Source organism: Streptomyces sp. PSU-S4-23 (assembly GCF_055632315.1).
Genome location: NZ_JBVMUU010000002.1, coordinates 2,875,534 through 2,900,968 on the forward strand (window position 1 = coordinate 2,875,534; position 25,435 = coordinate 2,900,968).

Here is a 25,435-nt window from a genome sequence, read left to right on the forward strand (position 1 = left end):
GGGCTCGGCCGGTCCTTCGTCCTGCTCGCTTCGGGTGGGGTAGGTCGCTGCTGTCCTGGACGCCCCGGGGGCCGCTCCCGGTTCACCGGTCCCCCGCGTACACGGTCTGGATCAGCCGGTTCGGCTCGCCCCGGCGCACCAGCACCCCGCGCCCCGACGGCTGCTGGCCGGCGTACACACCGGGGAAGAGCTGGCCCTCGCCACGGTCGCCCGCCATCACCAGCGCCGAGGCGCCGGACTCCCGCAGGCCCTGCAGCAGCGGCTCGTACAGGCCGCGGGAGGCTCCCGCGACGCGCCGGGTGACGACGAAGTGGAGGCCGATGTCGACGGCCGAGGGGATGTAGGGCAGGAAGGGGGCCAGCGGCTGCTGGCCCGCCGTGGTCAGCACGTCGTAGTCGTCGACGAGGATCACGATCCGGGGGCCCGAGCCCCAGCTGCCCGGCTCCAGGTCCTCGCCGTCCGCGCTCTCGTCGGGCAGCCGCTTCTCCAGCTCTCCGGCGATGCCCGCCGACAGGGCCCCGGCCAGCTTGGAGTTGTAGGCGTAGCCGCCGCGGTACTCCTCGGGGATCGCGCCGCGCAGGCCCCGGCGCGGGTCCATGATGCCGAAGACCAGCTCCTCGTCGCTGTAGCGCTCGATGAGGCCGTCGGCGATGACCTTCAGCAGGTTGGTCTTGCCGCACTCGCTGTCGCCCATGATCAGCAGGTGCTGGTCGTGGGCGAACAGGTCGAGCAGGACGGGAGCCAGCTGGGTCTGGTCCAGTCCGATCGGCACCCGGCGCGGCTCCGCCACCGGGCCCGGGAGCAGCTGGGGTTCCAGGACGTGCGGCAGCACACGGACCGGCTGGGCGACCTCGCCGGTCCAGGTGGCGCGGATCGTACGGGCCGTGCGCTCCAGGACCGCGCCGAGGTCCGCGGTGTCGGCGAGACCGTCCGTGCGCGGCAGCGCCACCTGCGCGAAGAGCTTGCCGTCGGTGAGGACGCGGCCCTTCTCCTCCGGTGCGAGGGTCTCGGCGAGCTTGCGGTCGACGCTGGACTCGCTGACGTCGTTCAGGCGCAGCTCGACGCGGGTGCCGAACTGGGACTGGGTGGCGATGCGCACGTCGTTCCAGCGGAGCATGCCCGCGACGACGTGGATGCCGTAGCCGCCGCCCCGTTTGAGGATGTCGACGACCGCGTCGTCCAGCTCCTCGAAGTCGTCCCGCAGTGCGCCGAACCCGTCGATGAGCAGCACGATCTCCGTGGAGGCCAGCTCCGGGACGCGGCCCGCCGCGCGCAGGTCGCGCAGCTGCTCCAGCGAGTCGATGTTGTGGATGCGGAACAGCTCCTCGCGCTGGTCGAGCATGCCGCGCACGGAGTCGATGGTGCGTGCGGCGCGCTCGCGGTCGGCGCGGCCCGCGACGCCTCCGACGTGCGGCAGCCCGGCGAGCGCCTGGAGGCCGCCGCCGACCAGGTCGAGGCCGTAGACGCCGACTTCCTGCGGGGTGTGGGTGAGCGCCAGGGAGAGGGCGAGGGTGCGCAGCAGCGTCGTCTTGCCGGACTGCGGTCCGCCGATGACCGCCGCGTGGCCGCCCGCGACCGTGAGGTCGAGGTACCACTGGCCCTGCCACTGCTTCGTCGGGTCGTCGAGGACGCCCATCGGCACCTGGAGCGGGCCCCTCCGCTTCGCCAGCTGCATGCCGCGCGCGCCGACCTCGACGGGCCCGGCGACCTTGTCGAGGGCGATGGCCTCGGGCAGCGGCGGCAGCCAGATCTGGCGTACGGGCCTGGTGCCCGCGTGCTCGATCTGCTGGACCATGACGCCCATCTCGGTCGGGCCGGTCTCCCGGCGCCGCATCTGCGGCTCCTCCGGACCGGAACTCTCGTCCTGCCCGAGGGTGTTGAAGGCCGCGTACTCCAGTGCGAGCGGCCCGGTGTCCTCCTCCTCGCGCTGCACGGGGCCGCGGTAGGCGCCGGAGACGTAGCTCGCCTTGAACCGCTCGTAGTGGCTGGTGTCGACCTTGAGGTAGCCGAAGCCGGGCAGCGGCGGCAGGTGGAAGGCGTCCGTGGTGTCCAGGACCGTGCGGGACTCGTCGGCGGAGAAGGTGCGCAGGCCCAGCCGGTAGGACAGATAGGTGTCCAGGCCCTTGAGCTTGCCGCCCTCGATGCGCTGGCTGGACAGCAGCAGATGCACGCCGATGGAGCGGCCGATGCGTCCGATGGACAGGAAAAGGTCGATGAAGTCCGGCTTCGCGGTGAGGAGTTCACCGAACTCGTCGATCACGACGAACAGGTGCGGCAGTGGCTCCAGGTCCGGGCGCTTCTCGGCGCGCAGGGCGGCGTAGTGGCCGATGTCGGCGACGTTCCCGGCGTCCTTGAGGACCTGCTGGCGGCGCTTGACCTCGCCCGCCAGCGAGGCGTGCACGCGTTCCACCAGACCCGCCTGGTTCTCCAGGTTGGTGATGACGCCGGCCACGTGCGGCAGGCCCGCGAAGGGCGCGAAGGTGGCGCCGCCCTTGTAGTCGACGAGGACGAGGGCGAGGTCCTCCGGGGGGTGCGTGGCGACCAGGGCGAGCACGAGGGTGCGCAGCAGCTCGGACTTGCCGGAACCGGTGGCGCCTACGCACAGGCCGTGCGGGCCCATGCCCAGCTCGGAGGACTCCTTCAGGTCGAGCAGGACCGGCTCGCGGCTGTCGCTGATGCCGATGGGGACGCGGAGGAAGGCGCGTTCGCCGCGCGGCGCCCACAGACGGTCCAGGTCGAGCCGGGCCACATCGTCGATGCCGAGCAGTTCCGCGAAGTCGACCGGGCCGGTCAGCGGCGCGTCGACCATCGACTCGGCGGACAGCCTGAGCGGCGCGAGCATCCGGGCCAGGCCCTCGGCGAACGGGACGCTCACCTCGTCGACCGTGCCGTGCGCGCTGATCGGTTCCGCCTCGCGCAGGTCCTCGATGACGATCCGCGCCCCGTCCACGGTGATGCGGACGCCGACCTGACCGGGCTCCTGCACCCGCTGGTCGAGCAGGTGCAGCACGGTGACGCCCATGTCGCGCAGGCCCACCGCGTCGTCGGGCCGCGGAAGGTCGACGGCGTCCCCGCCGTGGCCGTCGGTGACCACCAGCAGCCGGGAGGACATGGCGAGGGCGTCCCCGCCGGACAGGCCGCGGCGCACCTCGGCGGCGAAGGAGGCCCGGCGGCGCAGTTCCGGGCCGATCTGCCGGGCGAGCTGCGGCAGCGAGGGGGCGATGCGGCGGGCGGCGACCGGGCCGTCGAACTGGTCGCCGTCGAGCAGATGCGGCAGCCACTTCGCCCATTCCCACTCCGCCATCCGCTCACCGGGCACGGCGAGCGCCATGGCGACGTCGTCGGGGGCGTGTGTGGCGGCGGCCTGGATCATCAGGGCGCGGGCCACGCGCAGGGTGTCCTCGCGGGCGCCGATGACGCTGATGTTGCCGACCCGGTCCAGCGGGACGGTGAGCGGCAGTTCGGTGCCCGTGCTGAAGCGGGCCATCAGCGCGGACGCCTCGTTCAGCATGAACCGGTCGGGCGGGGTGAGCACGGACGACCCCTGCTGGGCGACCTTCAGGTCCCGTACGGGCATCTCGCCGGTGCCGACCCGCACGCGCAGGAAGTCGCCGTCGAGCCGGCGCCGCTCCCACAGCCGGGCCGGATCGCGGACTATGTCGTACAGGGCGTCCGGCGGCGGGTTGAGCACCTGGGCCGTCTCGCGCCGCGCCCGCTCCTCCTTCGACAGTTCTTCCCGCAGGTCCTCCAAGTACGCGAGGTACGCCTCGCGTTGGGTGCGGCGGGTGCGCTGGGCCTTGCCGCGCTGCGAGAAGACCAGGGCCATGGAACCGGCGATGGTGACCACCAGGATGATCGCGCCGAGCCCGGCGAACTGGCTGTTGCGCACGACGGTCATCATCACCACGGACGACATCACGCCGGCCACGGGCAGCAGCGAGGTCGCGATGGAACCCGCCTTGCCCTCGGGCAGGTTGGGCGGCGCCTCGATGGCGCGGGGCTCGGGAGCCGCCGGCGGGCGGGTGGTGCGGGCCGGGCGGTGGATCAGTCGGGTGCTCATGTGCCGTGTTCCTCCCCCGGGTTCAACGGCGCTTCTGGGAGAGCTGGAAGACCTCCGCGGCCAGGCGGGTGGCGGCCTGCCGGGTCGCGTGCGCGAGGAGTTCGGTGCGGATGGTGCCGCCCGCGGCCAGGTGCCGGTCGTAGGGCAGGACCTGGACCCGGGCCCCGGTCGCCTTCAGCGTCTCGGCGGCCCGGCCGGTGTCGAGCCCGGTGTGCGGCACCATCTCGGTGAGCGCGACGACGGTGCCCTCCATGACGTGCCGGGGCAGCCCGCGCATCCACTGCAGGACGGCGTGGGTGCTGGAGATGCCCTCCAGGGTGGCGGGCGCCGTCAGCACCCGGGCCTGGGCGGCGGACAGCGCGACCCGGGCGACCTCGGCGGGCAGGGTCTCGCAGTCGACGACGGTGACACCGAAGTAGCGGCGCAGGGACACCATGACCTTCTCATACCCCTTGGTGTCCAGCATCGCGCCGATCTGGCCCTGACTTCCGGGCAACAACCAGGCGTTGTCCGGGAGTTGGACGAGATAGCCGGTGACGTCGAGCAGCGACATCTGCGGTTCGACGATGCCCGCGACGTCGCCCGTGGTCCAGCGCAGGGTCTCCGCGCCGAGCCGCAGCGGCAGCGAGCCGAGGGCGGGGTCGGCCTCGACGACGAGGGTCGGGTCGTGCCGGTAGTGGGCGTAGGTGGTGCCGAGCAGCGCGGCGACGGTCGTCTTGCCGGCGCCGCCGCGGATGGAGGTGACCGCGATCTGCCGGCCGGTGGTCACGGCCTGCTGCAGCACCTCCGCGGTGGCGGTGGCCCCGGCGACCTCGCGGGCGGCGGAGGAGGAGACCGTACGGCGCAGGGCGCGCAGGGCGCGGGCGGTGAAGGCTTCGCCGTGCCGGGGCTTGAGACCGGCTCCGGCGAGCTGCTTGTCCACGACCGGACGGGAGTCGGGGGTGCGGGGCCGCGGCCGGGTGGCGGGAGCGGCTGGCTGCTGGGGCTGTTGGGGTTGCTGGGGTTGCTGGGGCGCGTACGCCTGCGGGGGCTGCCCGGTGGCACCCGGCTGACCGGGGTACGCCTCCTGAGGGGCGGGCTGCTGCGGCACGGGCTGCTGCGGGTGGCCGTACGCCTGGCCGGACGCCTGGCCCTGCGCCGGCACGCCGCGCGGCTGCCCGGCACCGGCGGCGGGGTCGCCCTGCGGCTGCGGCTGGGGCTGCCCGGAGGCGCCCCTCAGGTCGCGCAGCACGTCGCTCTGCCAGTTGTCGCCGTTCGGCATGTCGCCCTTCTCTCCTGCCCGCCCCGCCCGGAGCGGCCCACCGTGTGTCAGAACTTGTTGAGGAGCTGCCCGTAGATGCCGAAGACGCCGACAGCGAGCGGGAACAGCCCGATCACGCCGAGGGACTCGATCAGGTCGGCGATGCGCCGCAGCCGCACCTGCACATGCTCCGGCGGCTGCACGGCGAGAACGAGCAGCGGCAGCACCGCGGCCGCGCACAGCACGGCCAGCGGCCCGGCACCGGCGGCGTGGTCCATCCACAGCACGATGAGGCGGACGACGAGCAGCGCGGCGGCGGCGAACAGCGAGACCACCTCGGCCACCAGCGGGAAGGCCCGGGCCCGGGACAGCAGCACCACGGCGACCAGCGACGCCAGGGTCACGGTCCACGCGGTCGGCCGGTGCGCGGTGGTCAGCAGCCAGCCGCCGGCGGCGGCCGAGGCGGCGGTGACGACGGTCGCGAGGGCGAGCCCGCGGTGCGTGGCCGCCAGCGCGTTGCCGACCTGGTGGCGGCTGACCGAGACGCCCGACGACCTGCGGTCGTCGAGTCCGGTCAGCCCGGAGGCCATCAGCGCGAGCCGCGGCAGCAGCCCGAGCAGCACCACGGAGAAGACGGCCATCACGGCGCCCAGCCGGGCGGGTTGGTCCTGTACGGCGGCCACGGCCTCCCACACCGCGGCGACCACGGCGATGGCCCCGGCACCGATCAGGCCGCCGCGGCCGAGCGGCGAGAAGAAGGCCAGCAGCAGCAGGGTCACCAGCAGCGCGGCCACCACTCCGGCCAGCCGGGCCGGCCCCGGCCAGTCGTAGGCGTCGGCGGCGGTCCAGGCGGCGAGCAGCCCGAGCCCTCCGGAGGCGAGCAGCAGGGCGGTGGCGAGACCGCGGTTGCCGTCCCCGACCCTGGCGACGACCGCCCCGGCGACGAGGAAGAGGACGGTGGCGGCCACCAGTCCGGTCGTGAGGGACTCCAGCGCGAACTCGCGCCGGGCGAGCACGGCCGCGGTCACCGCGAAGACGAAGGTGGCCACGCCGGCGCTGATCCGCCGGGCCGCGGGCCGCCAGCGCCAGGCGCGCAGATCGAGGTCGTCGGCGACCTGGTCCGTGACGTCGTGCACGACCGGCGCGGGCGGCGCGGCGTGCGCGCGGACGAGCTGGAGCACGGCGCCGTCGGCCACTTCGGCCGACGCGAGCGTGGCGTCGTGCGGCAGCACCGAGCCGTCGGAGGTGATCAACTGCCGCGTCATGGGGCGCGCGGCGGTCCGGTCGTCGAGCAACTGCAGGATGTCCGGCAGCAGTTGCCCGATCGGTGTGTCCGACGGCAGGACGATGTCGGCTCGCCGTCGCTCGCCGACGAGGGTGACCCTGCTCAGCTGGGCCCGGGACGTCGTTGCTGTGCTCACCACTTACGGGAACCTATCATCGCGATGTTGTCCGAAACGGGTCGTCTGCACGGCGCTGCCGTACACGCGCACAAAGCCTCCATGGCGTGCTCATGCCCTCCCCGCACGCGCCGTTCACCTCTTCTCCGCACCGTGCCGTGTGGCACCACCCGAAGGCGTGGGCGACGTGCTCTCCCCCGACGGGTTGTACATCTGCTCCTGCTGCTGTTGCTGCTTCTTCTGCTCGGCCTTCTGCTTCGCCAGCGTGGCCTGGAGGAAGGACCAGCCGATGCATCCGGCGCACAGCACGGCGGCGATGGCGATGCCCGCGAACACCTTGCCGAGGCGCTCGTCCACCGTGCGCCGGCCGCGCTGGGCGCCGAACAGCAGTGCGTCGCGCATCCGCCTGCGGCGCACCGCCACCGACTCGAGCAGCTGGCTGTCGTAGTCCCGTGCCATCAGTCGTCCCGTGCCGTTCCGTTCCGTCCTGTGTCGATGTGGTCGTACGTCGTCGCCGTCGGTCCGTGTCTGTGTCCGTGGCCGTGGCCGTGGCCGTGGTCAGTCATCGTCGCCGAGGCCGAGGAACCGTCGCATGGCCGCGTACTTGCGGGTGAGCCGCTCGGCGGTGGGCGCGTCGAGCGCGGCCAGCCGGGCCGGGTCGGCGTTGTGCGCGAGGTCGGCCGCCTTGACGAGCCGGGCGCCCGGGGTGGCGAGGATCCGCCGGGCGTACTCCTCCGGATGCTCACCGGGGTGCTTGGTGACGGCCCGTACGACGTCCTTCGTCACCCGCGGCAGCGCGGCGCCCTGCAGCCATTCCTCGTCGAGGACACCGTCCTCCAGGGAGTCGTGCAGCCAGGCGGCGGCGACGAGTTCGTCCGTGCCGCCACGCGCCCGTACGCCCTCGGCGACGACCCGCAGATGCTCCGCGTACGGCCGCCCCGCCTTGTCCTTCTGCTCGGCATGCGCGGCCCGCGCCACGGCCTCGACCCCGGCCAGGCTCATGGGCGGCGCCGACGCGGATGACGGTGGTGTCCGCCGTTCCTGTGGCATGCGCGGCATGACAGGCTCCCCCTAACTTTGCCTCTGCAACATAGGGCATGGACGAGCGGGGAGTACACCCCGGGTGCGGTCCGGCACGCGAGGGACGGGCAGCCGGGCCGGGAGCCGGTCAGTACCCGGCCGGGGCGGGGGCCTGCAGCTTCTTCACCTTGGCGCCGGCGATGACGTTCCAGAGGAGGGTGAGCGGGGTGAACAGCACCAGGGAGAGGGGGCTCCACCAGCCCTGCCAGAGCGTCTCGGTGGTCAACTGCTTGTAGACACGCATCCCGCAGGCGTGGCACATGGGCCCTTCCAGCTTCCGGAAGGTCATGAGCACGAGCAGCCCGCGGTGCGCGCGGAAGGTGACGTCGACGGCGGGGGCGCTCCCGCAGAAACGGCACACCAGAAAGGGCCCCTGCCCCGGCCACGACCCCCCGCCCACAGCCACCGGCGCCCCCTGCGCATACCCGCCCACTCCCCCCGCGTACCCACCGGACTGGGGGTGACCACCCTGCTGGGCATAGGGGTTCGGGTACGGCTGCTGGGCGTAGGGGTTGCCCTGCGGGGTGGTCATGGAGGGGGCTCCTGGGGTGGGGTGGGTGGGGTTGGGGGGCGGAGTGGTCATTTGTAACGCGGGGGGGGACGGCGACGAGGAGTCCTCCTTCCGCAATGGGTGCATGGTCAGCCCTTGGCCACCATGTCCTTGAGAGCGGCAAGACTCTCCGACTCGGACAGTGAGCCAGGCACGATATGGCTCCTCTCGCTGTCAGTCGCACCCTGTAGCAGTTCAGCCAGGAGAGCCGTGGGGGCGAGACCGCGAGCCTTGGCATCCCGCATCTTTCGCAGCCACGGGGCACCGGCATTGACGTCGGCGGGGCGAAGCCCCGGAGGCGCCAGCCAACCAGCCGCGTCATCACTGTCGTTGGCCCACATGTAACCAATGACCGTGCCGACCGCACTGGCAATACTTACGTATTGTACCGATCTATCCGTAGTGCGGTTGTAACGCGGCGGCCCTTCGACCTCCTTGAACTGCAGATCTTCCTCGAAGCGCGGGTTGGGTCCGCTTTCCCTGCTCATGGGTTCTTCCTTTGCTTACCTCGGCAGGACTTCGCCATAGACCTGCACCTTGCCGGCGTCATCTACGAAAACGCGCGTCACCCTGTACTTGGAGCCTCGCCCGAGAAGCAATTCACGCTCATCCACCCCGTACTTGCTCACCTTCTCGAGCCATAGCGCAGGCGTGTTCTTGGGGACCCGGAGATGATAGATGGCCTCCTTACCGGCAAAGCTCGGTACCGGATGGTTGCCGAGCGATGTGGAGAGATAGCCGTCCTCCTCGAACGTCCGGCCCTCCATGTCGAAGGGCGAGTCGATGTCGAGGTGGCCGATTCCCGTTCCCCGCACGACCATGGCGTCCTCGGGGAGGGGACGGGTGGACATCACTCTGTCCATTTCCTGGATGTCGTGCAGCACCTCCGGCCTTGGGCCGTAGCCCTCAGTGCCCCGGAGATAGCCGTTCATGTCCTTGTACGAGGGGAACGAGTCCCCCGTGTAGTCGTTGAGGGCGCGCTTCGCGGACGGGTCCAGATTGTCCACGTAGTCGTTCCAGTGCTCACGCCCGTACACGATGGCGTCGTAGTCGTCGGGGAAGGAGACAGTCCCCTTGGATACCTCGGCCGCGGCCACCGCATGCTTCTCTGCATCCGGGAGCTTGTCGAACTCCTCCGCGGAAACGTGCGGGGTGTACTTGAATTCTCCCTCGGAGCCACCGGCCCCGTGGACCGCGTCGTACCCTGCCCCCTCGCCACCTGCGTGCGGATCCACATGCCCGCTGTCCCCATGCTCCGCGGCATGCGTCGCGTCATCGCCGTGTCCGGCCACATCGTCGGTGTGATTGGAGCCGTCGTGCCCCGCGCCGTCGTGACCCGCACCGTGGGAGGCGTCGTCCGTGTGGCCGGCCGGTGGTGTGTCGTGGCCCGTTCCGTGCGGGGTGTGGCTGCCGCCGCTCGGGACATCGTGGCCGCCGGTGTGCGGTGTGCCGGTCGGTGCCTCGTGCGGTGTCGCGGCCGGTGCGTGGTCGTACGCCGTCGGCGCGTGGCCGGAGGGCGCCGGTGCGTGATCGTACGCCGTCGGCGCGTGGCCGGAGGGCGCCGGTGCGTGGCCGGAGGGCGCCGGCGTCCCGTCGAAGGTGCCGCCCGGCGTGTGGCCGGCCGGGAGGTGCTGGCCCGGCGGGTCGTAGTGGGTGCCCGGCGGGATGTCGTAGTGGCCGCCTGCCGTCACCGCGTCGGTGACGCCGTCGCCCGCCCGGACCCCGGACAGGGCCGGCTGCTGGACCGTCCAGTGCGCCGGGAGCCCCGGAGCCACCTCGTGGGGGACGGGCGTCGTGTCGATCGTGCCGTCGTGACCGATGAGGTTGCCGTTCGTGTCCAGCAGGCGGCCGTCGGGCAGGTGGACCGAGCCGTCGGGGAGGGTGGGGACGTCGATCTTCCCGATGCCCTTGAGGGCTGTGGTGACGTCGCCGATCTTGGACAGGCCCGCGCCCGCGGCCTTGCCGACATACGTCATCGGATCGATGATCCGGCCCGCCTTGCCCGCCACCGACAGCGCCCTGGCGACCGCACCCGCCTTCCCCGCACCCGACGCCGCGCCCCCCGCACCACCGGTGAACACCGTCGTCAGCACATTGAACGTCACCGCACCCGCAGCACGAGCCGGGTTCTTGCCCCACTCGTCCCACGCCACCAACGCCTTGCCCGTCTCCTTCATCGCCGTACGCGAATCACGAAACCACGACGGCAACTTGTCATCCGGCAACGCCCAGAACATCGTCCCCAGACCAGGAATCGACGAGATCGCCAACCCCGTCGCCAACTGCGCCAGACCCTTCCACGCCTGACCCATCGCATCCCAGCCACCAAAACCCACCAGCGTCCCAAGGCCCTTGATCGTGCCCCAGATCCCATCCACGATCAGCCCGTCCCACACAAAGGACTTCACCCAATGGCCGATCTCATACCAGTGGTGCTTCTCCTCCACCGGGTCACCCCAGGGAAGCTTCGCATTCTTCATATCGGCCGCATCAAACCCATACTGGTCCTTACGGTCCGAACCATCCCCCGCCACCATCTGCGTCCCACCGAACAACGCAGTGATCTTGTTGTGACACGTCCGCTCCGCCGCCCAGAACGCCGCCACCGCAGCCGTCACGTCATCACGGATCCGATTGTGCCTGTCGACCTTGTCCCCGTCGTACTCCCAGTCCTCGTCACCCCTGACCGAGTCCACAAAGGACGCCGCATCGACCTTCAACTGCTTCAGCCTGTCCACCAGCGGACGGATCTCCGTCGCATACGACGACAACGCCGACGACACCTTCTCCAAGCCGTCCGCGAAACCATCCGCCCGATCCTCGACCGGCTTCGTCGTCGCGAACAACCGCTCCGCCTCAGGCGCCGTGTAATACCCCCGCAACCCCTGAAACTGCCTGTGCACATCCCGACCCGTCGACCGGACATGCGACGCATCCGCCTTCAGATCCCCGTAATCCTTCTCCAACTGCGCCAGATCACCGGTGAACTGCGGAATCTGCTCCGGCTGGATCACGCCTTCCCCACCCCCGGCAGATCAACCCGCGGATCCGCCAGCGCCTTACGCTGCGCCTGAGCCGCCATCGCCTCATCCCCCCGCAGATACGCCGTCGTCGCATCCACCGCACCCTGCAACGACCTACCCGCCCGCGCCGCGATGAACTGCAGATCCTTCGACGCATGCTCCGCATACTGCGACAACGCAAGAGCCACCAGACCCCCCTGGGCCTTCTCCCCCTTGCCCCCACCACCCCCGCCGCCACCCTCAGCGGAGATCGTGCCCGCACTGGACGCCGCCGACGTCAGATGCTCCCCATACGCCTTCGCATGATCCCCGATATGCGACGCCGTCTCACCCGTCGTCTTCAGCACCTGCTGAATACCCTGCGGCTTCAAATCCCAGCCGGACACGACATACCCCCGTGGTAACCGATCCTGACTCCGCCTACGCCCGCGTCAGCCGATGTTGTCGACCGCCGCCTTCGCCTTCGCGATCGTCGACTGCGCCGTCGAGTCGTTCTGCTCCAACGTCGACTTCACCAGCCCGATGATGTTCTTGACCTCCTGCGACGCACGGTTCCACCGCAACTCCTTGCCGTGGTACTCATCCGCCACACCATCCGCCGTGAAGTCCGCCATCGCCGCCTTCACCTGACGGTCCCGCGCCGCGATGACCTCCTCCAAACGACCGATCACCGCCTGCAGACCACCCTGCACATCCGCCGACGCACCCGTGTCGTACGACCGACGATCCGCACCCGAACCCGCCATCACACACCACTCCCCGTGAAGAAAACGAACAACCCCGCCACACCGCGAACAACCCCGCCGCTCAGCGGAACCGCGCCCCGTCGAAGTTCGCCGCCGACATCTGACGCCGCGCGTTGTCGCCCTGCTCCTGATCACCCGAACCGAACGCCGAGTCCATACCCGACTGACCACCCAGAATCGCCGCCAGCGACGCGTTCAGCTCCTTGGTGATCCCATCCGCCCGCAACTTGAACTGATCGAACGCCACCCGCCCCGCACCGTTGAACTTCCCCTCCAACGGCTGCGCCGCCTGCACCAACTGACGGATCAACGTCCCCAGATCGTCACTCGACCCACGCGAGTCCTTCATCAACGTCGACAGGGTCTGTGCCCCCATGTCGAACTTCATCCTGCCTCCCCGTTCCGGCCGGCCCGTCGTGCCGGCTGTGCGATAGATGCGGAGCCATCTCTATCAACTCCGCGATTGCCCGTGCAATCGGCCCTCACAAGGCTGATACAAACACATGACGAAGCCGTGGGGGCATATCGGGCATCTGCCGTGCACAGGCCGGGAGTTGAGGCAAAGAGGGCGTACGGGCAGCCTGGCGGCGGCCCGTACGGCGGTAGCCGCTGCGAACGGGCTGTCCTGCGGCGGGTGTTCGTGCGGCGGGGTCGTGGCGTGAGGTTCGCCGGGGCAGGCCGCGGTCAGCGGGCGGCCTGGGCCGTCGGGCCCTCCCGGGAGATCAGGAGGAGCGCCCTGTCGTCGTTCACGTCCTTCGCCACCGCCTCGATGAGGTGCCAGGCCGCGCCGTGGAACCCCCCGGCCACATAGCGGTCGGCCTCGCCGGTGAGGCGGTCGATGCCCTCGACGATGTCACGGTCGGAGGTCTCCACCAGGCCGTCCGTGAACAGCATGAGGACGTCGCCGGGGCGCAGCGAGCCCTTCACGGAGTCGAACTGCGCGCCCTCGTAGACGCCGAGGAGCGGCCCTTCCGCCACCTTCTCCTCCCAGCGGCCGCTGCCCGCGCTGAGCTGGAGGCCCGGGGGGTGCCCGGCCGAGTACAGCTCGTAGTCGCCGGATTCCAGGTCCAGCACCAGGTGGATGGAGGTGGCGAAGCCCTCGTCCCAGTCCTGGCGGAGCAGGTAGCCGTTGGCCGCGGGCAGGAAGGCGTGCGGCGGCAGCGAACCCAGCAGTCCGCCGAACGCCCCGGACAGCAGCAGTGCGCGCGAGCCGGCGTCCATGCCCTTGCCGGAGACGTCCGTCAGGACGACTTCGAGCGTGCGGCCCCCGTTGGTGCGGGCCGCCACCACGAAGTCGCCCGAGAACGACTGCCCGCCGGCCGGTCTGAGCGCCATCTCGCGGTGCCAGCCGAGCGGCAGCTTCGGCAACTTGCTCTGGACGCGGATGCGTTCGCGCAGGTCGAAGAGCATGGTTCCGCCGCGCCGCCAGGGCACGCCGACGCGGCTGCGGAACTGTGCGATCAGGAGCCCGAAGAACCCGCAGGCCGCGACCACGAGCACCGTGCCGGGAGTGACCCGCGACACTCCCTCCGTGTAGGGGCCGAGTTTCACGGACTCGACTATGAGCGCGGTGGCGGCGGCGGCGTACAGCCCGAGCAGGCTGGAGGGCCGCAGCAGCAGGCCGCCCGCCACGATCGGCAGGACGAGGACGGTCGGGGAGCACCACACGGGGTCGACGAGGGTGGTCGCCGCGATCAGCGGGATCGTCAGCAGCAGGCCGGCCAGCGCGATCCAGTCGGAGCCGTCGCCGCGGAAGTAGTCCACGGCGGATCTGCGCACGCCGGTGCGGGCCCGGTGCCACTGCTTCTTCAACCGGGCCGTGAACGTCTCGGCTTCCGCGCGCCGCTCTCGTCCTGCTGCCATTGTTCGGGACCCTATCCATCCGACCAGCCCGTTGGCACGGGAGGTCCCACTTGTCCCCCGTCCGAGCGCGGAACTTCACAGGAACCCGCCCGCCGCGGCGCGGGAGAAATCCCCTCGCTCGTCCGGGCTTGCCCTGATAGGGATGGCCCATGACGACGGACGTACGGGTACTGCGGCAGACTGAGTGGGACCTCTGGTACGACACTCTCATCCGCGCCTTCGGCGGGGTGGACGAACCGCCCGAGGAGCGGCGGCTGTGGGACGAGCTGACCGAGCTTGACCGTTCCCTGGGCGCCTGGGACGACGACACGTGTGTGGGCACCGCCGGTGCCTTCGGCTTCCGCCTCACCGTACCCGGCGGCGCCTCGGTGCCCGCGGCGGGGATCACGATGGTGAGCGTGGCGGCCACGCACCGCCGCCGCGGGCTGCTGACGTCGATGATGCGGCGGCAGCTGGACGACATCCGCTCCTGGGGCGAACCGCTCGCCGTGCTCACCGCGTCCGAACCCGCGATCTACGGCCGGTTCGGGTACGGCGCCGCGACCTTCCACGTGAGCGCCGAGATCGACACCAGCCGGGTCCGGCTGTCCGTACCGGCCGGCACCGATGACGTACGGCTGCGGTACGCGGAGCCCGCGGCGGTCCTCGACGCGTGCGAGGCGGTCTACGCGCGGCTGGTGCCCGGCCGTCCGGGGATGCTGGCGCGGCAGCCCGGCTGGGAGCGGCTGGGACTGCTCGATCCGGAGAGCCACCGGGAGGGGGCGTCGCCGCTGCAGTGCGTCGTCGCCGAGCGGGAGGGCGCGGTCACGGGGTACGCGCGGTTCCGCACCAAGCCCGAGTGGGGGGTCGCCGGGCACGACGGCAGGGTCACCCTGACGGATCTGGCGGCGCTGGACCCGGCGACGGACGCGGCGCTGTGGCGCTTCCTGTTCGGCATCGACCTGACGACGACGCTGGTGACGCGCGGCCGGCCGGTCGACGACGCCTGGCAGTACATGGTCTCCGACCTCCGGCGCTGCCGGCCACGGCTGCGGGAGTCGTTGTTCGTGCGGCCGGTCGACGTGGGTGCGGCGCTGGAGGCACGGACGTACCAGACGCCGGTGGACGTGGTGTTCGACGTCGAGGATGCCTTCTGCCCCTGGAACACGGGGCGTTGGCGGCTGACGGGCGACCCGAAGGGCGCGTCGTGCACGCGCACCGCGGATGCGGCGGATCTGTCGCTGTCCGTACGGGAGTTGGGGGCGGCGTACCTCGGCGGTGTGTCCCTGACGGCGCTGGCGGCGGCGGGCCGGGTGCGGGAGCTGCGGCAGGGAGCGCTGGCGGAGGCGTCGACGGCGTTCGGCTCGGCGGTGGCGCCGTGGCTGCCGCACGGCTTCTGAGGGCGCCGTCCGCGGCGGGGTCGGCTACCGCCGCTGGCAGCCGGGGCACCAGAACAGATTGCGGGCGGCGAGACCGGCGGTGCTGATCTCGCCGCCACAGATGTGGCAGGGAAGGTTCGCCCTGCGGTACACGTACACCTCGCCGCCGTGGTCGTCGACGCGCGGCGGGCGGCCCATGGCCTCGGGGGTGTGTTCGGGGCGGACGGTGTCGATGCGGTTCACGCGGACGCCCTCGCGCATGAGGCCGACGAGGTCGGCCCACATCGCGTCCCACTCGGCCGGGGTGATGTCCTTGCCGGGGCGGTAGGGGTCGATGCCGTGCCGGAAGAGGACCTCGGCGCGGTAGACGTTGCCGACGCCGGCGATGACCTTCTGGTCCATCAGCAGGGCGGCGATGGTCGTACGGCTGCGGGAGACACGGCGGTAGGCGGCCGCGGGGTCGGCGTCGGCGCGGAGCGGGTCGGGCCCGAGGCGGCCGTGGACGGCGGCCTTCTCGTCGTCCGTGATCAGCGCGCAGGTGGTGGGGCCGCGCAGGTCGACGTACGAGAGCTGGTTGGCCAGGCGGAGGCGGACCGTGTCGGTGGGCGGGGGCGCGGGGGCGTCGCCGAAGGTGACCTTGCCGAAGAGGCCGAGGTGGATGTGGACCCAGTCGCTGTCGCGAAAGCCCAGGAAGAGGTGTTTGCCGTGGGCGTCGGTGGTACGCAGCTCGGCCCCGTCGAGGAGCGCGGCGGCGCCGGCGAACGTGCCCTGGGGGCTGCGGACGGTGACGGCGCCCCCGGCGAACCGTGCGGTGTAGTCCTCGGCCAGCCGGTGAATGGTGTGCCCTTCCGGCACGGTTGCCCCACCCTTTCCAGTTCCAGCACGCCGGGGACGGGCCCCGGGCCCGCCAGGGGGCGCTGCCGCCCCCTGGGCTCCTGCTCCTAGGACGGTCCTCGGACGTTCCTCGGACGGCCGGCCGGGCCGGCTCAGCCCTGCGGCTCCTGCGGGTGATGGGCCGGGATGGGCGGGAGTTCGCCGGTGGTCTCGTAGGACGACAGCATGTCGATGCGCCGCATGTGCCGCTCGTCGCCCGAGAACGGCGTGTTCAGGAACGTCTCGACGAACTTCGTCGCCTCGTCCGCCGTGTGCATCCGCGCGCCCACGGCGACGACGTTCGCGTTGTTGTGCTGCCGGCCGAGCGATGCCGTCTCCTCGCTCCAGGCGAGGGCCGCCCGGACGCCCTTCACCTTGTTCGCGGCCATCTGCTCGCCGTTGCCGGAGCCGCCGATCACGATCCCGAGGGAGCCGGGGTCCGCCGCGGTGCGCTCCGCCGCTCGCAGGCAGAAGGGCGGGTAGTCGTCCTGGGCGTCGTAGAGGTGGGGCCCGCAGTCGACGGGCTCGTGTCCCGCGGACCTGAGCCACTCGACGAGGTGGTTCTTCAGTTCGAAGCCTGCATGGTCGGAGCCGAGATACACGCGCATGGTCCGAGTGTGACACGGCCGCCGCGGATCGGCCGCGCGGGGTGCCGGCCTCGAAGAGAGGCAAGAAAGACCATGGAACCTCAAGGAAACCTCAAGTAACGATCTGGATTCAAAGGTTTCCGATTTCATTTGCCTCCGATTCACTGGACCGGCTCGTTACAACCGGCGCAAAGGAAGCACACCCTCATGACTTCGCAGCCGACCCTCACAAAGGCCGGTAACGACCCCGGCCGCCCCGGAGACCCCGGTGGCGGCCTCCAGGCCGGCCTCAAGAACCGCCATCTGACGATGATCGCCATCGGCGGTGTCATCGGCGCCGGCCTCTTCGTGGGTTCCAGCTCCGGCATCGCGACCGCCGGTCCGGGCATCCTGCTCTCGTACGCCCTCGTCGGCACGCTCGTGGTGCTGGTGATGCGCATGCTGGGCGAGATGTCCGCCGCGAACCCGACCTCCGGCTCCTTCTCCGCGCACGCGGATCGCGCGCTCGGCCGCTGGGCCGGTTTCTCGATCGGCTGGCTCTACTGGTTCTTCTGGGTGGTGGTGCTCGCCGTGGAGGCCACCGCGGGCGCCAAGATCCTCCAGGGGTGGATCCCGGCCGTGCCCCAGTGGGGCTGGGCCCTCATCGTCATGGTCGTACTGACGGCCACCAACCTCGTCTCCGTCGGCTCCTACGGCGAGTTCGAGTTCTGGTTCGCCGGGATCAAGGTCGTGGCGATCGGCGCCTTCATCGTGATCGGCGGGCTCGCCGTCTTCGGGCTGCTGCCCGGTGTCCACAGCGACAAGGCGGGGCTGGACAACCTCACCGGGCACGGCGGCTTCCTGCCCCACGGGCCCGGCGCCGTCCTCACCGGTGTGCTGCTGGTCGTCTTCTCCTTCATGGGCAGCGAGATCGCCACGCTGGCGGCCGGCGAGTCCGAGGACCCGCAGCGGGCCGTGACCAAGTCCACCAACAGCATCATCTGGCGCATCGCCGTCTTCTACCTGGGCTCGATCCTCGTGGTCGTCTCGCTGCTGCCGTGGAACGACCCCTCGATCAAGGACACGGGCTCCTACGTCGCCGCCCTCGACTCCCTCGGCATCCCGCACGCCGGTCAGATCATGAACTTCATCGTGCTGACGTCCGTGCTGTCCTGCCTCAACTCCGGGCTCTACACGGCCTCCCGGATGGCGTTCTCGCTCGGCGAGCGGGGCGACGCGCCGAAGGCGTTCGCGCGGACGAGCGGCCGCGGCGTCCCGGTGACGGCGATCGTCGCCTCCGTCGTCTTCGGCTTCCTGGCCGTCTTCTTCAACTACAAGTTCCCGGACTCGGTCTTCCTCTTCCTGGTCAACTCCAGTGGTGCCGTCGCCCTGTTCGTGTGGCTGGTGATCTGCTTCTCGCAGCTGCGGATGCGCAGGATCATCCAGCGCGAGGCGCCGGAGAAGCTGGTCGTGAAGATGTGGCTGTACCCGTATCTGACGTGGGCCACGGCCGCGCTGATCGTGCTCGTCCTCGGCTACATGCTGACCGACACGGAACACGACGGACGCGAGACCGTCCTGCTGTCGCTGCTCGTCGCCGCGGTGGTGCTCGTGATCGCCGTGGCCAGGCAGAAGCTGGGCGGCGCCCGCACCGCGGAGCCGGCCGCGGACGCCGACGAGGCCCCGGCGAAGGCCGGCGTCTGACCGGCGCACGGCTGGTGGACGAAGGGCCCCGCGGCCGTTGCCGCGGGGCCCTTCGCGCCCGCCCCCGAAACGCCGAAGAGGTTCGCCGGGCCGAAGGAGTGCTTCGGCCCGGCGAACCTCTTCGGCCGGAACTACGGCGTCACTTCCGCACGAGCTTCCAGGCGGTGGGCAGCAGGCCCATCGCCAGGGCCGCCTTCAGGGCGTCGCCGATCAGGAACGGGGTGAGCCCCGCCGCGATCGCGGCGGTCGCGGACATGCCGGTCGCCAGGGCCAGGTAGGGGACGCCGACCGCGTAGATGACCGCCTCGCCCAGCAGCATCGCGCCGGCGGTGCGCAGCACCGAACGGTCGGCGCCGCGGCGGGCCAGGGCACCCACGACGGTGGAAGCGAGCAGCATGCCGAGGACGTAACCGAAGGAGGGGGCGGTGGCGCCCGAGGCACCGCCGGCGAACCACGGCACACCGGCGACACCGGCGAGCGCGTAGAGGGCGAGCGACAGGAAGCCACGGCCGGCGCCGAGGGCCGTGCCCACCAGCAGCGCGGCGAAGGTCTGTCCGGTCACCGGTACCGGGGAGCCCGGCACGGGAAGCGAGATCTGCGCGGCGAGCCCGGTGAGCACGGCACCGCCGGCCACGAGGGCGACGTCACGGACGCGGGACGCGGGCAGCAGGTCGGCGAGGACCTCGCCGGGGCGGGCGATGGCGGTGGTGGTGCTCATGAAGGACTCACTCCGGCGGGGGAGACGGTTTGGGACACGTTGACGCTATCCCAGGCCACTTCGGCAGATCACCGTCAGCGGTCGACAAAGGGGGGAACGACGGCGTGATGGACTCCATACAAAGAGCGGGCGCTACACCCGGGTCGGCGTGACACTGGTCACTGAGGTCCGCTCGATGTGCCGACCGTGGGGTAGGGGGAGCCGACTGTAGGGTTTCACCAAACGGGGTCTCACCCGGACCACCCGGCCGTGTCACGGCTCCCATGTCACCGCCCCCGTACACTGCGTACCCCGTGCGTCCGCATAGTGGGCGGCGTGTCCCGCTGAGCGGATGACCGTCCAGACTGCGGGCGTTTCCCCGCCCCCTCTCACGCCTTGGACGAACCGCGCCCATGCCCCGCACCACCGTCGAGACCCCGTCCGAGCCGGACGTCTCCCTCTCCCACGGCCTCAAGCAGCGCCATCTGTCGATGATCGCCCTCGGCGGGGTGATCGGCGCCGGCCTCTTCGTCGGCTCCGGCGCGGGCATCGCCGCCGCCGGCGCGTCGATCGTGATCGCGTACGCCGTCTCCGGTCTGCTGGTCATGCTGGTCATGCGCATGCTCGGCGAGATGTCGGCCGCCTACCCGTCGTCGGGTTCCTTCTCGGCGCACGCCGAGCGGGCGATCGGTCCCTGGGCGGGCTTCGCCGCGGGCTGGTCGTTCTGGGTACTGCTGTGCACGGCCGTCGGCCTGGAGGGCATCGGCGCCGCGAAGATCGTCACCGGCTGGCTGCCGGGCACACCCGAGTGGGCGTGGGTGGCGCTGTTCATGCTGGTCTTCTGCGGCGCGAACCTGGCGGCGGTCAGGAACTTCGGCGAGTTCGAGTTCTGGTTCGCGGCGCTCAAGGTCGGCGCGATCGCCCTGTTCCTGGTGCTCGGCGTGCTGGCGATCGCCGGTGCCCTGCCGGGTACGGACTCGCCCGGCGCCTCGAACCTGACCGACGTCCTGCCGCACGGCGGCGAGGGACTCGTCGTCGGCCTGCTCGCGTCGGTCTTCGCCTACGGCGGCCTGGAGACCGTCACCATCGCGGCGGCCGAGTCGGAGCACCCGGTCAGGGGTGTGGCGAGCGCGGTCCGTACGGCGATGTGGCGCATCGCGCTCTTCTACGTCGGCTCGATGGCCGTCATCGTCACGCTCGTCCCCTGGAACGCGAAGGGGATCGTCGAGAAGGGCCCCTATGTGGCCGCCCTCGACCACCTCGGCATCCCGGGCGCCGGCCGGCTGATGGGCGTGGTCGTGCTGGTCGCGCTGCTGTCCGCGATGAACGCCAACATCTACGGCTCCTCGCGCATCGCGTTCTCGCTCGTGGCGCGGGGCCAGGGCCCCAGGGCGCTGGGCAGGGTCTCCGGGGGCGTGCCGCGGGCCGCCGTCCTGGCCTCGTCCGTCTTCGGCTTCGTGTGCGTCGTCCTCAGCTACTGGCGGCCGGACGACGTCTTCCCGTGGCTGCTGAACATGATCGGCGCGGTGATCCTGGTCGTCTGGATCTTCATCGCGGTCTCGCAACTGCGCCTGCGCCGCCGCCTGGAGCGGGAGGCGCCCGGGAAGCTGGTGGTCCGGATGTGGGCGTTCCCCGTGCTGACCTGGGTGGCGCTGGCGGGCATGGTGGCGATCTTCGTACTCATGGCGCGGCAGCCGGACACCCGGGTGCAGCTGTACTCGACGGGTGCGATGACGCTGTTCCTGGCGGTCGTCGGCTACGCGCGGCAGCGGGCCCGGGCCGGGAACTGACCCGCAGCGTCCCACCGGGAGACACGCGACGGCGTATTGCGGCCCGCGCCCCCGGGGCGGTATGAAGCGTGCTGCTCGTGATCGTCTTCTCACCCTTCACGCGGCAGGCGGGGAGAGGAGCGGCCCGCGCGAGGGCGCGCCTCACCCGGGCCGCCCCGTCACAGGCAGGGCACATTGAGCGACAGCAGGCCCACGGAGTCCTCGTCCACCCGGAGTTCGCTGATCGCGACGTTGTGCAGCCGCGGGAACACGCGGCGGTACTCGCCCGGCGGGATGGACAGCAGCGTGCACAGCGCCAGCCGCAACAGGGTGCTGTGCGCGACCACCAGGACGCGTCCGCCCGGGTGCGTGGCGGCGATCCGGCGCAGGGCGCCCGCCCCGCGGGCCGCGGCCGCCCGGGGATCCTCCGCCCCGGGGAAGGGGTGCGCGGCGGGATCCTCGAGGAAGGCGGCCGCACGCTTGGGATCCTCGGCCTCGAACTCGGCGAACGTACGGCCCTCCAGGACCCCGAAGCTGCATTCGCACAGGCCGGGGTCGCGGTGCGGGGTGAGGCCGAGCGCACGGCAGGCGGGCTCCGCAGTGGCGATGGCACGGGAGAGCGTGGACGTCCAGACCGCGTCGACCGGATGGGCGGCGGCCCAGCGCCCGAGTGCCTCCGCCTGGGCGCGGCCCGTGCCGGTGAGGGCCACGTCGCTCACACCCGCGTAGCGGTTCTCGTCGTGCCAGACGGTCTGCCCGTGCCGGGCCAGCAGCAGTGTCGTCCCCATGATCCCGCAGTATCCCCCGGCCTTGCGGACGCGGTCGGCGCGGAGCGGACGTCAGAGGTTGCTGAAGTCCGGTCCCTTCGTACGGGTGCGCTTGATCTCGTAGAAGCCCGGGACCGAGGCGACCGCCAGGGTGCCGTCCCACAGCTTGGCGGCCTCCTCGCCCTTGGGGGCGGGGGTGACCACGGGGCCGAAGAAGGCGAGTTGCTCGCCGTCGCCGTCCGGGACGGCGATCACCGGCGTGCCCACCTCCTGGCCGACCTTGTCGATGCCGTCCTTGTGCGAGGCGCGCAGTTCCGCCTCGAACTCGAAGTCCTCCTGGTCGGCGTATTCGATCAGGTCCGCGGGCAGGCCGGCCTCTTCGAGCGCGGCGGCCATCGCCTCCCGCGTCGGGCCCTCGCCCAGGTTGTGGAATCGGGTGCCGAGCGCCGTGTACAGCGGTCCGAGGACCTGCGCGCCGTGCTTCTGCCACGCCGCGGTCACCACGCGCACGGGCTGCCACGCCTGGGTGGCGAGCATCTCCCGGTACTCCTCGGACAGCTGGTCCAGCTTGTCCTCGTTGAGCACCGCGAGGCTCATGATGTGCCACCGGACCTCGATGTCACGGACCTTCTCCACTTCCAGGACCCAGCGGGAGGTCATCCAGGCCCACGGGCACAGCGGGTCGAACCAGAAGTCGACCGGGGTCCTGCCTGAGGGGGTCGCCGTCTCGGACATGGCTCTCCTCGATAGATATTGGTTGATCTGAAAACAATCACGGCCGGTGCCGCCATTCCCGGGTTCCCCGCGGGTGCGCCCGGTGTTCCGTGTCAGGGGCACATGGCAGGATCGGTCCTGTTCACCCCGTCCAGCCGTCCAGAAAGAGGGAGTGGCGCCCGTGCCCGGTGAGAATCTGTCCCGCGACGAGGCCCGGGAGCGGGCCGCCCTGCTGTCCGTCGACGGGTACGACGTGTCGCTCGACCTGCGCTCCGCCGTGGGCGGCACACCCGGCGCAGCGGGCGGCGAGCCGCGCACCTTCCGGTCGCTCACCACGATCCGCTTCCGCTGCGCGGAGCCGGGGGCCGCCACCTTCGCCGACCTGATCGCCCCGAGCGTCACCGCGGTCTCCCTCAACGGCAAGGACCTCGACCCCGGGGAGGTCTTCGACGGCACCCGCGTCCGGCTGGAGGACCTGGCCGCCGAGAACGAACTCGTCGTGGACGCGCAGTGCGCCTACTCCCGCACCGGTGAGGGCCTGCACCGCTTCGTCGACCCGGAGGACGGCGAGGTCTATCTGTACACCCAGTACGAGCCCGCCGACTCCCGGCGCGTCTTCGCGAACTTCGAGCAGCCGGACCTCAAGGCCCCCTTCCGCTTCGAGGTCCGCGCCCCGGACGGCTGGACGGTGTGGAGCAACGGCGCCGGCGAACTGCGCGACGGGGTCTGGCGATTCGCGGAGACGAAGCCGATCTCGACCTACATCACCGCGGTGGTGGCGGGCCCCTACCACTACGCCACGGACACCTACACCCGCGCCTTCGAGGACGGCACGACGCTGGAGATCCCGCTCGGCGCGATGTGCCGCAAGGGCCTGGCGAGGCACTTCGACGCGGACGACGTCTTCCTCGTCACCAAGCAGGGCCTGGACTTCTTCCACGACCACTTCGACTACCCGTACCCCTTCGGGAAGTACGACCAGGCGTTCGTGCCCGAGTACAACCTGGGCGCGATGGAGAACCCCGGGATGGTCACCTTCCGCGAGGAGTTCATCTTCCGCGGCAAGGTCACCCAGGCGGCGTACGAGCGCCGGGCCAATGTGATCCTGCACGAGATGGCGCACATGTGGTTCGGCGACCTGGTCACCATGGTGTGGTGGGACGACCTGTGGCTGAAGGAGTCCTTCGCCGACTTCATGGGCTCCTTCTCCCAGGTGGAGGCCACCCGCTTCACCGACGGCTGGATCACCTTCGCCAACAACCGCAAGGCATGGGCGTACCGCGCCGACCAGCTGCCGTCGACGCATCCCATCACGGCGGACATCCGCGACCTGGAGGACGCCAAGCTCAACTTCGACGGCATCACGTACGCCAAGGGCGCGTCGGTGCTGAAGCAACTGGTGGCGTACGCGGGGCGGGAGGCGTTCCTGGAGGGCGCGCGCCGCTACTTCAAGCGGAACGCCTACGGCAACACGCGTCTCGGCGACCTGCTGTCGGTCCTGGAGGAGACCAGCGGCCGGGACATGGCGGCCTGGGCGCGCTCCTGGCTGCAGACGGCGGGCGTCAACTCCCTGACGCCGCAGGTGCTGCTGGGCGACGACGGGCGGATCGCCGAGCTGTCCGTGCTCCAGGAGGCCGCGGAGTCGACCGCATCCAACCATGCGGCTCCACCGCGTGGCGAACTGCGGCCGCACCGCGTGGCGGTGGGCCTGTACCGCGACGAGGCGGGCGCGCTCGTGCGGTACGCGCGTGCCGAGATCGACGTGCACGGCCCGCGTACGGTGGTCGGGGAGCTGGCCGGTGCCGAGGCCCCGGACCTGGTCCTGGTCAACGACGACGACCTGACGTACTGCAAGATCCGTTTCGACGACACGTCGCTGGCGACGCTGAAGGACCGTCTCGGCGACGTCACCGACCCGCTGGCGCGGGCCCTGTGCTGGTCGGCGCTGTGGAACCTGACGCGGGACGCGCTGCTGCCGGCGCGGGACTTCGTCGGCCTGGTGCTGCGGTTCTCCGGCCGCGAGTCCGACATCGGCGTGCTCCAGATGCTGCACACCTGGGCGAACTCGGCGCTGACGTACTACGCGGCACCCGAGTGGCGGCGGCCCGGGTGGCGGCTGCTGGCGCAGGGGGCGCGGCGCGAGCTGCGGCAGGCGGAGCCGGGCAGCCAGCACCAGCTGACGTGGGCGCGGTTCTTCGCGGCGGTGGCGGAGGAGGAATCCGATCTGAAGCTGCTGCGGGGGCTGCTGGAGGGCACGGAAAAAATCAACGGCCTGGACGTGGACCAGGAGCTGCGCTGGGCGTTCCTCGGGCCGCTGGCCGCGCACGGGGCCGCGGACGAGTCGGTGCTCGCGGCGGAACTGGCCCGTGACGACACGGCGTCCGGCAAGCGCCACCAGGTCCGCTGTCTGGCGGCGCGCCCCTCGGCGGCGGTCAAGGCCCAGTCCTGGGCCCAGGTCGTCGAGTCGGACACGTTGTCGAACGCACTCGTGGAGGCGACCATCGCGGGCTTTGTGCAGCCGTCGCAGCGTGAGCTGCTGGCGCCGTACGCGGAGAAGTACTTCGCGGTGATCGAGCGGGTGTGGGCGCAGCGTTCCATCCAGATCGCGATGGACGTGGTGAGGGGGCTGTTCCCCTCGCTCCGCGACTCGCGGGAGACGCTGGACGCGACGGACGCGTGGCTCGCGGCGCACGAGGACGCCCCGCCGGCCCTGCGGCGGCTGGTGCTGGAGGCGCGCGACGACCTGGCGCGCGCCCTGCGCGGGCAGGCGTGCGACGCGGAGGCCGCGCGGTAGGACCGTGTTCCGCACGGGTGGGCGCCCCCGGTCACGCCGGGGGCGCCCACCCGTGTGCAGCGGGGTGTGCCGGCGCAGGCGGGCGGTTGACGTGTGCCGGCGAACGACAGTTACGAAATACGGGCATCCCACCCGTAACCCGTCCGCACCGCCGCCCGGACCAGCCTCTTCCGGTGGTCGAACACGCGTACTTGAGCGCCCTGTTGTCCGCATTCGTCGACAGACGTGTAA

At 71.2% G+C, this 25,435-nt stretch carries 21 protein-coding genes; 4 read left to right on the forward strand and 17 right to left on the reverse strand.

From position 1 onward, the window contains the following. Positions 1 to 82 precede the first annotated feature (82 nt). The 12 genes from eccCa to ACZ79I_RS13745 all read right to left on the reverse strand — a co-directional run bounded on the left by eccCa (position 83) and on the right by ACZ79I_RS13745 (position 13,962). A complete protein-coding gene (gene eccCa / locus ACZ79I_RS13690) occupies positions 83 to 4,060 on the reverse strand; it encodes a type VII secretion protein EccCa (protein ID WP_471497335.1) in 3,978 nt (1,325 codons plus the stop codon). Positions 4,061 to 4,082: 22 nt separating this feature from the next. Further along, on the reverse strand, positions 4,083 to 5,321 hold the full coding sequence (locus tag ACZ79I_RS13695) for a MinD/ParA family ATP-binding protein (protein ID WP_471497337.1): 1,239 nt from the start codon (positions 5,319 to 5,321) through the stop codon (positions 4,083 to 4,085). 47 nt (positions 5,322 to 5,368) lie between these two features. Next, positions 5,369 to 6,724, reverse strand: a complete 1,356-nt coding sequence (gene eccD / locus ACZ79I_RS13700) for a type VII secretion integral membrane protein EccD (RefSeq protein WP_471497339.1) — start codon at positions 6,722 to 6,724, stop codon at positions 5,369 to 5,371. 111 nt (positions 6,725 to 6,835) lie between these two features. After that, on the reverse strand, positions 6,836 to 7,159 hold the full coding sequence (locus tag ACZ79I_RS13705) for a hypothetical protein (protein ID WP_471497341.1): 324 nt from the start codon (positions 7,157 to 7,159) through the stop codon (positions 6,836 to 6,838). Positions 7,160 to 7,258: 99 nt separating this feature from the next. Then, positions 7,259 to 7,759 carry an HD domain-containing protein gene (locus ACZ79I_RS13710; protein WP_471497343.1) on the reverse strand — a complete coding sequence of 167 codons (501 nt, stop codon included), beginning with the start codon at positions 7,757 to 7,759 and terminating at the stop codon, positions 7,259 to 7,261. 109 nt (positions 7,760 to 7,868) lie between these two features. Beyond that, positions 7,869 to 8,312, reverse strand: a complete 444-nt coding sequence (locus tag ACZ79I_RS13715) for a hypothetical protein (RefSeq protein ID WP_471497344.1) — start codon at positions 8,310 to 8,312, stop codon at positions 7,869 to 7,871. Between the two features lie 107 nt (positions 8,313 to 8,419). Further along, positions 8,420 to 8,818 (reverse strand): hypothetical protein, encoded by a 399-nt coding sequence (locus ACZ79I_RS13720; RefSeq protein ID WP_471497346.1) that lies wholly within the window; start codon positions 8,816 to 8,818, stop codon positions 8,420 to 8,422. Positions 8,819 to 8,833: 15 nt separating this feature from the next. After that, positions 8,834 to 11,344: an ADP-ribosyltransferase gene (locus ACZ79I_RS13725; RefSeq protein ID WP_471497348.1), complete on the reverse strand. Its 2,511-nt coding sequence runs from the start codon at positions 11,342 to 11,344 to the stop codon at positions 8,834 to 8,836. Further along, complete coding sequence (locus ACZ79I_RS13730; RefSeq protein ID WP_471497350.1) at positions 11,341 to 11,739, reverse strand: DUF6507 family protein; 399 nt, start codon at positions 11,737 to 11,739, stop codon at positions 11,341 to 11,343. Before ACZ79I_RS13730 ends, ACZ79I_RS13725 begins: the two co-directional genes overlap by 4 nt. A 45-nt stretch (positions 11,740 to 11,784) precedes the next feature. Next, positions 11,785 to 12,099 (reverse strand): pore-forming ESAT-6 family protein, encoded by a 315-nt coding sequence (locus tag ACZ79I_RS13735; RefSeq protein ID WP_471497352.1) that lies wholly within the window; start codon positions 12,097 to 12,099, stop codon positions 11,785 to 11,787. Positions 12,100 to 12,160: 61 nt separating this feature from the next. Then, on the reverse strand, positions 12,161 to 12,487 hold the full coding sequence (locus tag ACZ79I_RS13740) for a hypothetical protein (protein WP_471497354.1): 327 nt from the start codon (positions 12,485 to 12,487) through the stop codon (positions 12,161 to 12,163). Between the two features lie 296 nt (positions 12,488 to 12,783). Beyond that, on the reverse strand, positions 12,784 to 13,962 hold the full coding sequence (locus tag ACZ79I_RS13745; protein ID WP_471497356.1) for a PP2C family protein-serine/threonine phosphatase: 1,179 nt from the start codon (positions 13,960 to 13,962) through the stop codon (positions 12,784 to 12,786). A gap of 149 nt (positions 13,963 to 14,111) precedes the next feature. Here ACZ79I_RS13745 and ACZ79I_RS13750 point away from each other — a divergent pair, with 149 nt between their 5' ends. Next, the gene (locus ACZ79I_RS13750; RefSeq protein ID WP_471497358.1) at positions 14,112 to 15,341 is read left to right on the forward strand and encodes a GNAT family N-acetyltransferase; all 1,230 of its coding nucleotides are present in this window, start codon (positions 14,112 to 14,114) and stop codon (positions 15,339 to 15,341) included. A gap of 24 nt (positions 15,342 to 15,365) precedes the next feature. On the opposite strand, the gene ACZ79I_RS13755 is transcribed toward ACZ79I_RS13750, so the two are convergent. Together ACZ79I_RS13755 and ACZ79I_RS13760 are read right to left on the reverse strand one after the other, a co-directional pair. Next, positions 15,366 to 16,175 (reverse strand): Fpg/Nei family DNA glycosylase, encoded by an 810-nt coding sequence (locus ACZ79I_RS13755; protein WP_471497359.1) that lies wholly within the window; start codon positions 16,173 to 16,175, stop codon positions 15,366 to 15,368. Between the two features lie 131 nt (positions 16,176 to 16,306). Continuing rightward, a complete protein-coding gene (locus ACZ79I_RS13760) occupies positions 16,307 to 16,801 on the reverse strand; it encodes a ribose-5-phosphate isomerase (protein ID WP_471497361.1) in 495 nt (164 codons plus the stop codon). A gap of 186 nt (positions 16,802 to 16,987) precedes the next feature. Here ACZ79I_RS13760 and ACZ79I_RS13765 point away from each other — a divergent pair, with 186 nt between their 5' ends. Further along, positions 16,988 to 18,463 carry an amino acid permease gene (locus ACZ79I_RS13765; protein ID WP_471497363.1) on the forward strand — a complete coding sequence of 492 codons (1,476 nt, stop codon included), beginning with the start codon at positions 16,988 to 16,990 and terminating at the stop codon, positions 18,461 to 18,463. Between the two features lie 139 nt (positions 18,464 to 18,602). On the opposite strand, the gene ACZ79I_RS13770 is transcribed toward ACZ79I_RS13765, so the two are convergent. Then, positions 18,603 to 19,181, reverse strand: a complete 579-nt coding sequence (locus ACZ79I_RS13770) for a biotin transporter BioY (protein ID WP_471497364.1) — start codon at positions 19,179 to 19,181, stop codon at positions 18,603 to 18,605. A 392-nt stretch (positions 19,182 to 19,573) separates the two neighbouring features. On the opposite strand from ACZ79I_RS13770, the gene ACZ79I_RS13775 reads away from it, so the two are divergent. Beyond that, on the forward strand, positions 19,574 to 20,950 hold the full coding sequence (locus ACZ79I_RS13775) for an amino acid permease (RefSeq protein WP_471497366.1): 1,377 nt from the start codon (positions 19,574 to 19,576) through the stop codon (positions 20,948 to 20,950). Between the two features lie 158 nt (positions 20,951 to 21,108). On the opposite strand, the gene ACZ79I_RS13780 is transcribed toward ACZ79I_RS13775, so the two are convergent. Both ACZ79I_RS13780 and ACZ79I_RS13785 read right to left on the reverse strand, forming a co-directional pair. Further along, positions 21,109 to 21,717 carry a histidine phosphatase family protein gene (locus ACZ79I_RS13780; protein WP_471497368.1) on the reverse strand — a complete coding sequence of 203 codons (609 nt, stop codon included), beginning with the start codon at positions 21,715 to 21,717 and terminating at the stop codon, positions 21,109 to 21,111. A gap of 51 nt (positions 21,718 to 21,768) precedes the next feature. After that, positions 21,769 to 22,431 (reverse strand): mycothiol-dependent nitroreductase Rv2466c family protein, encoded by a 663-nt coding sequence (locus tag ACZ79I_RS13785; protein WP_471497370.1) that lies wholly within the window; start codon positions 22,429 to 22,431, stop codon positions 21,769 to 21,771. A gap of 160 nt (positions 22,432 to 22,591) precedes the next feature. Here ACZ79I_RS13785 and pepN point away from each other — a divergent pair, with 160 nt between their 5' ends. Further along, on the forward strand, positions 22,592 to 25,204 hold the full coding sequence (gene pepN, locus ACZ79I_RS13790; protein WP_471497372.1) for an aminopeptidase N: 2,613 nt from the start codon (positions 22,592 to 22,594) through the stop codon (positions 25,202 to 25,204). Positions 25,205 to 25,435: the final 231 nt, after the last annotated feature.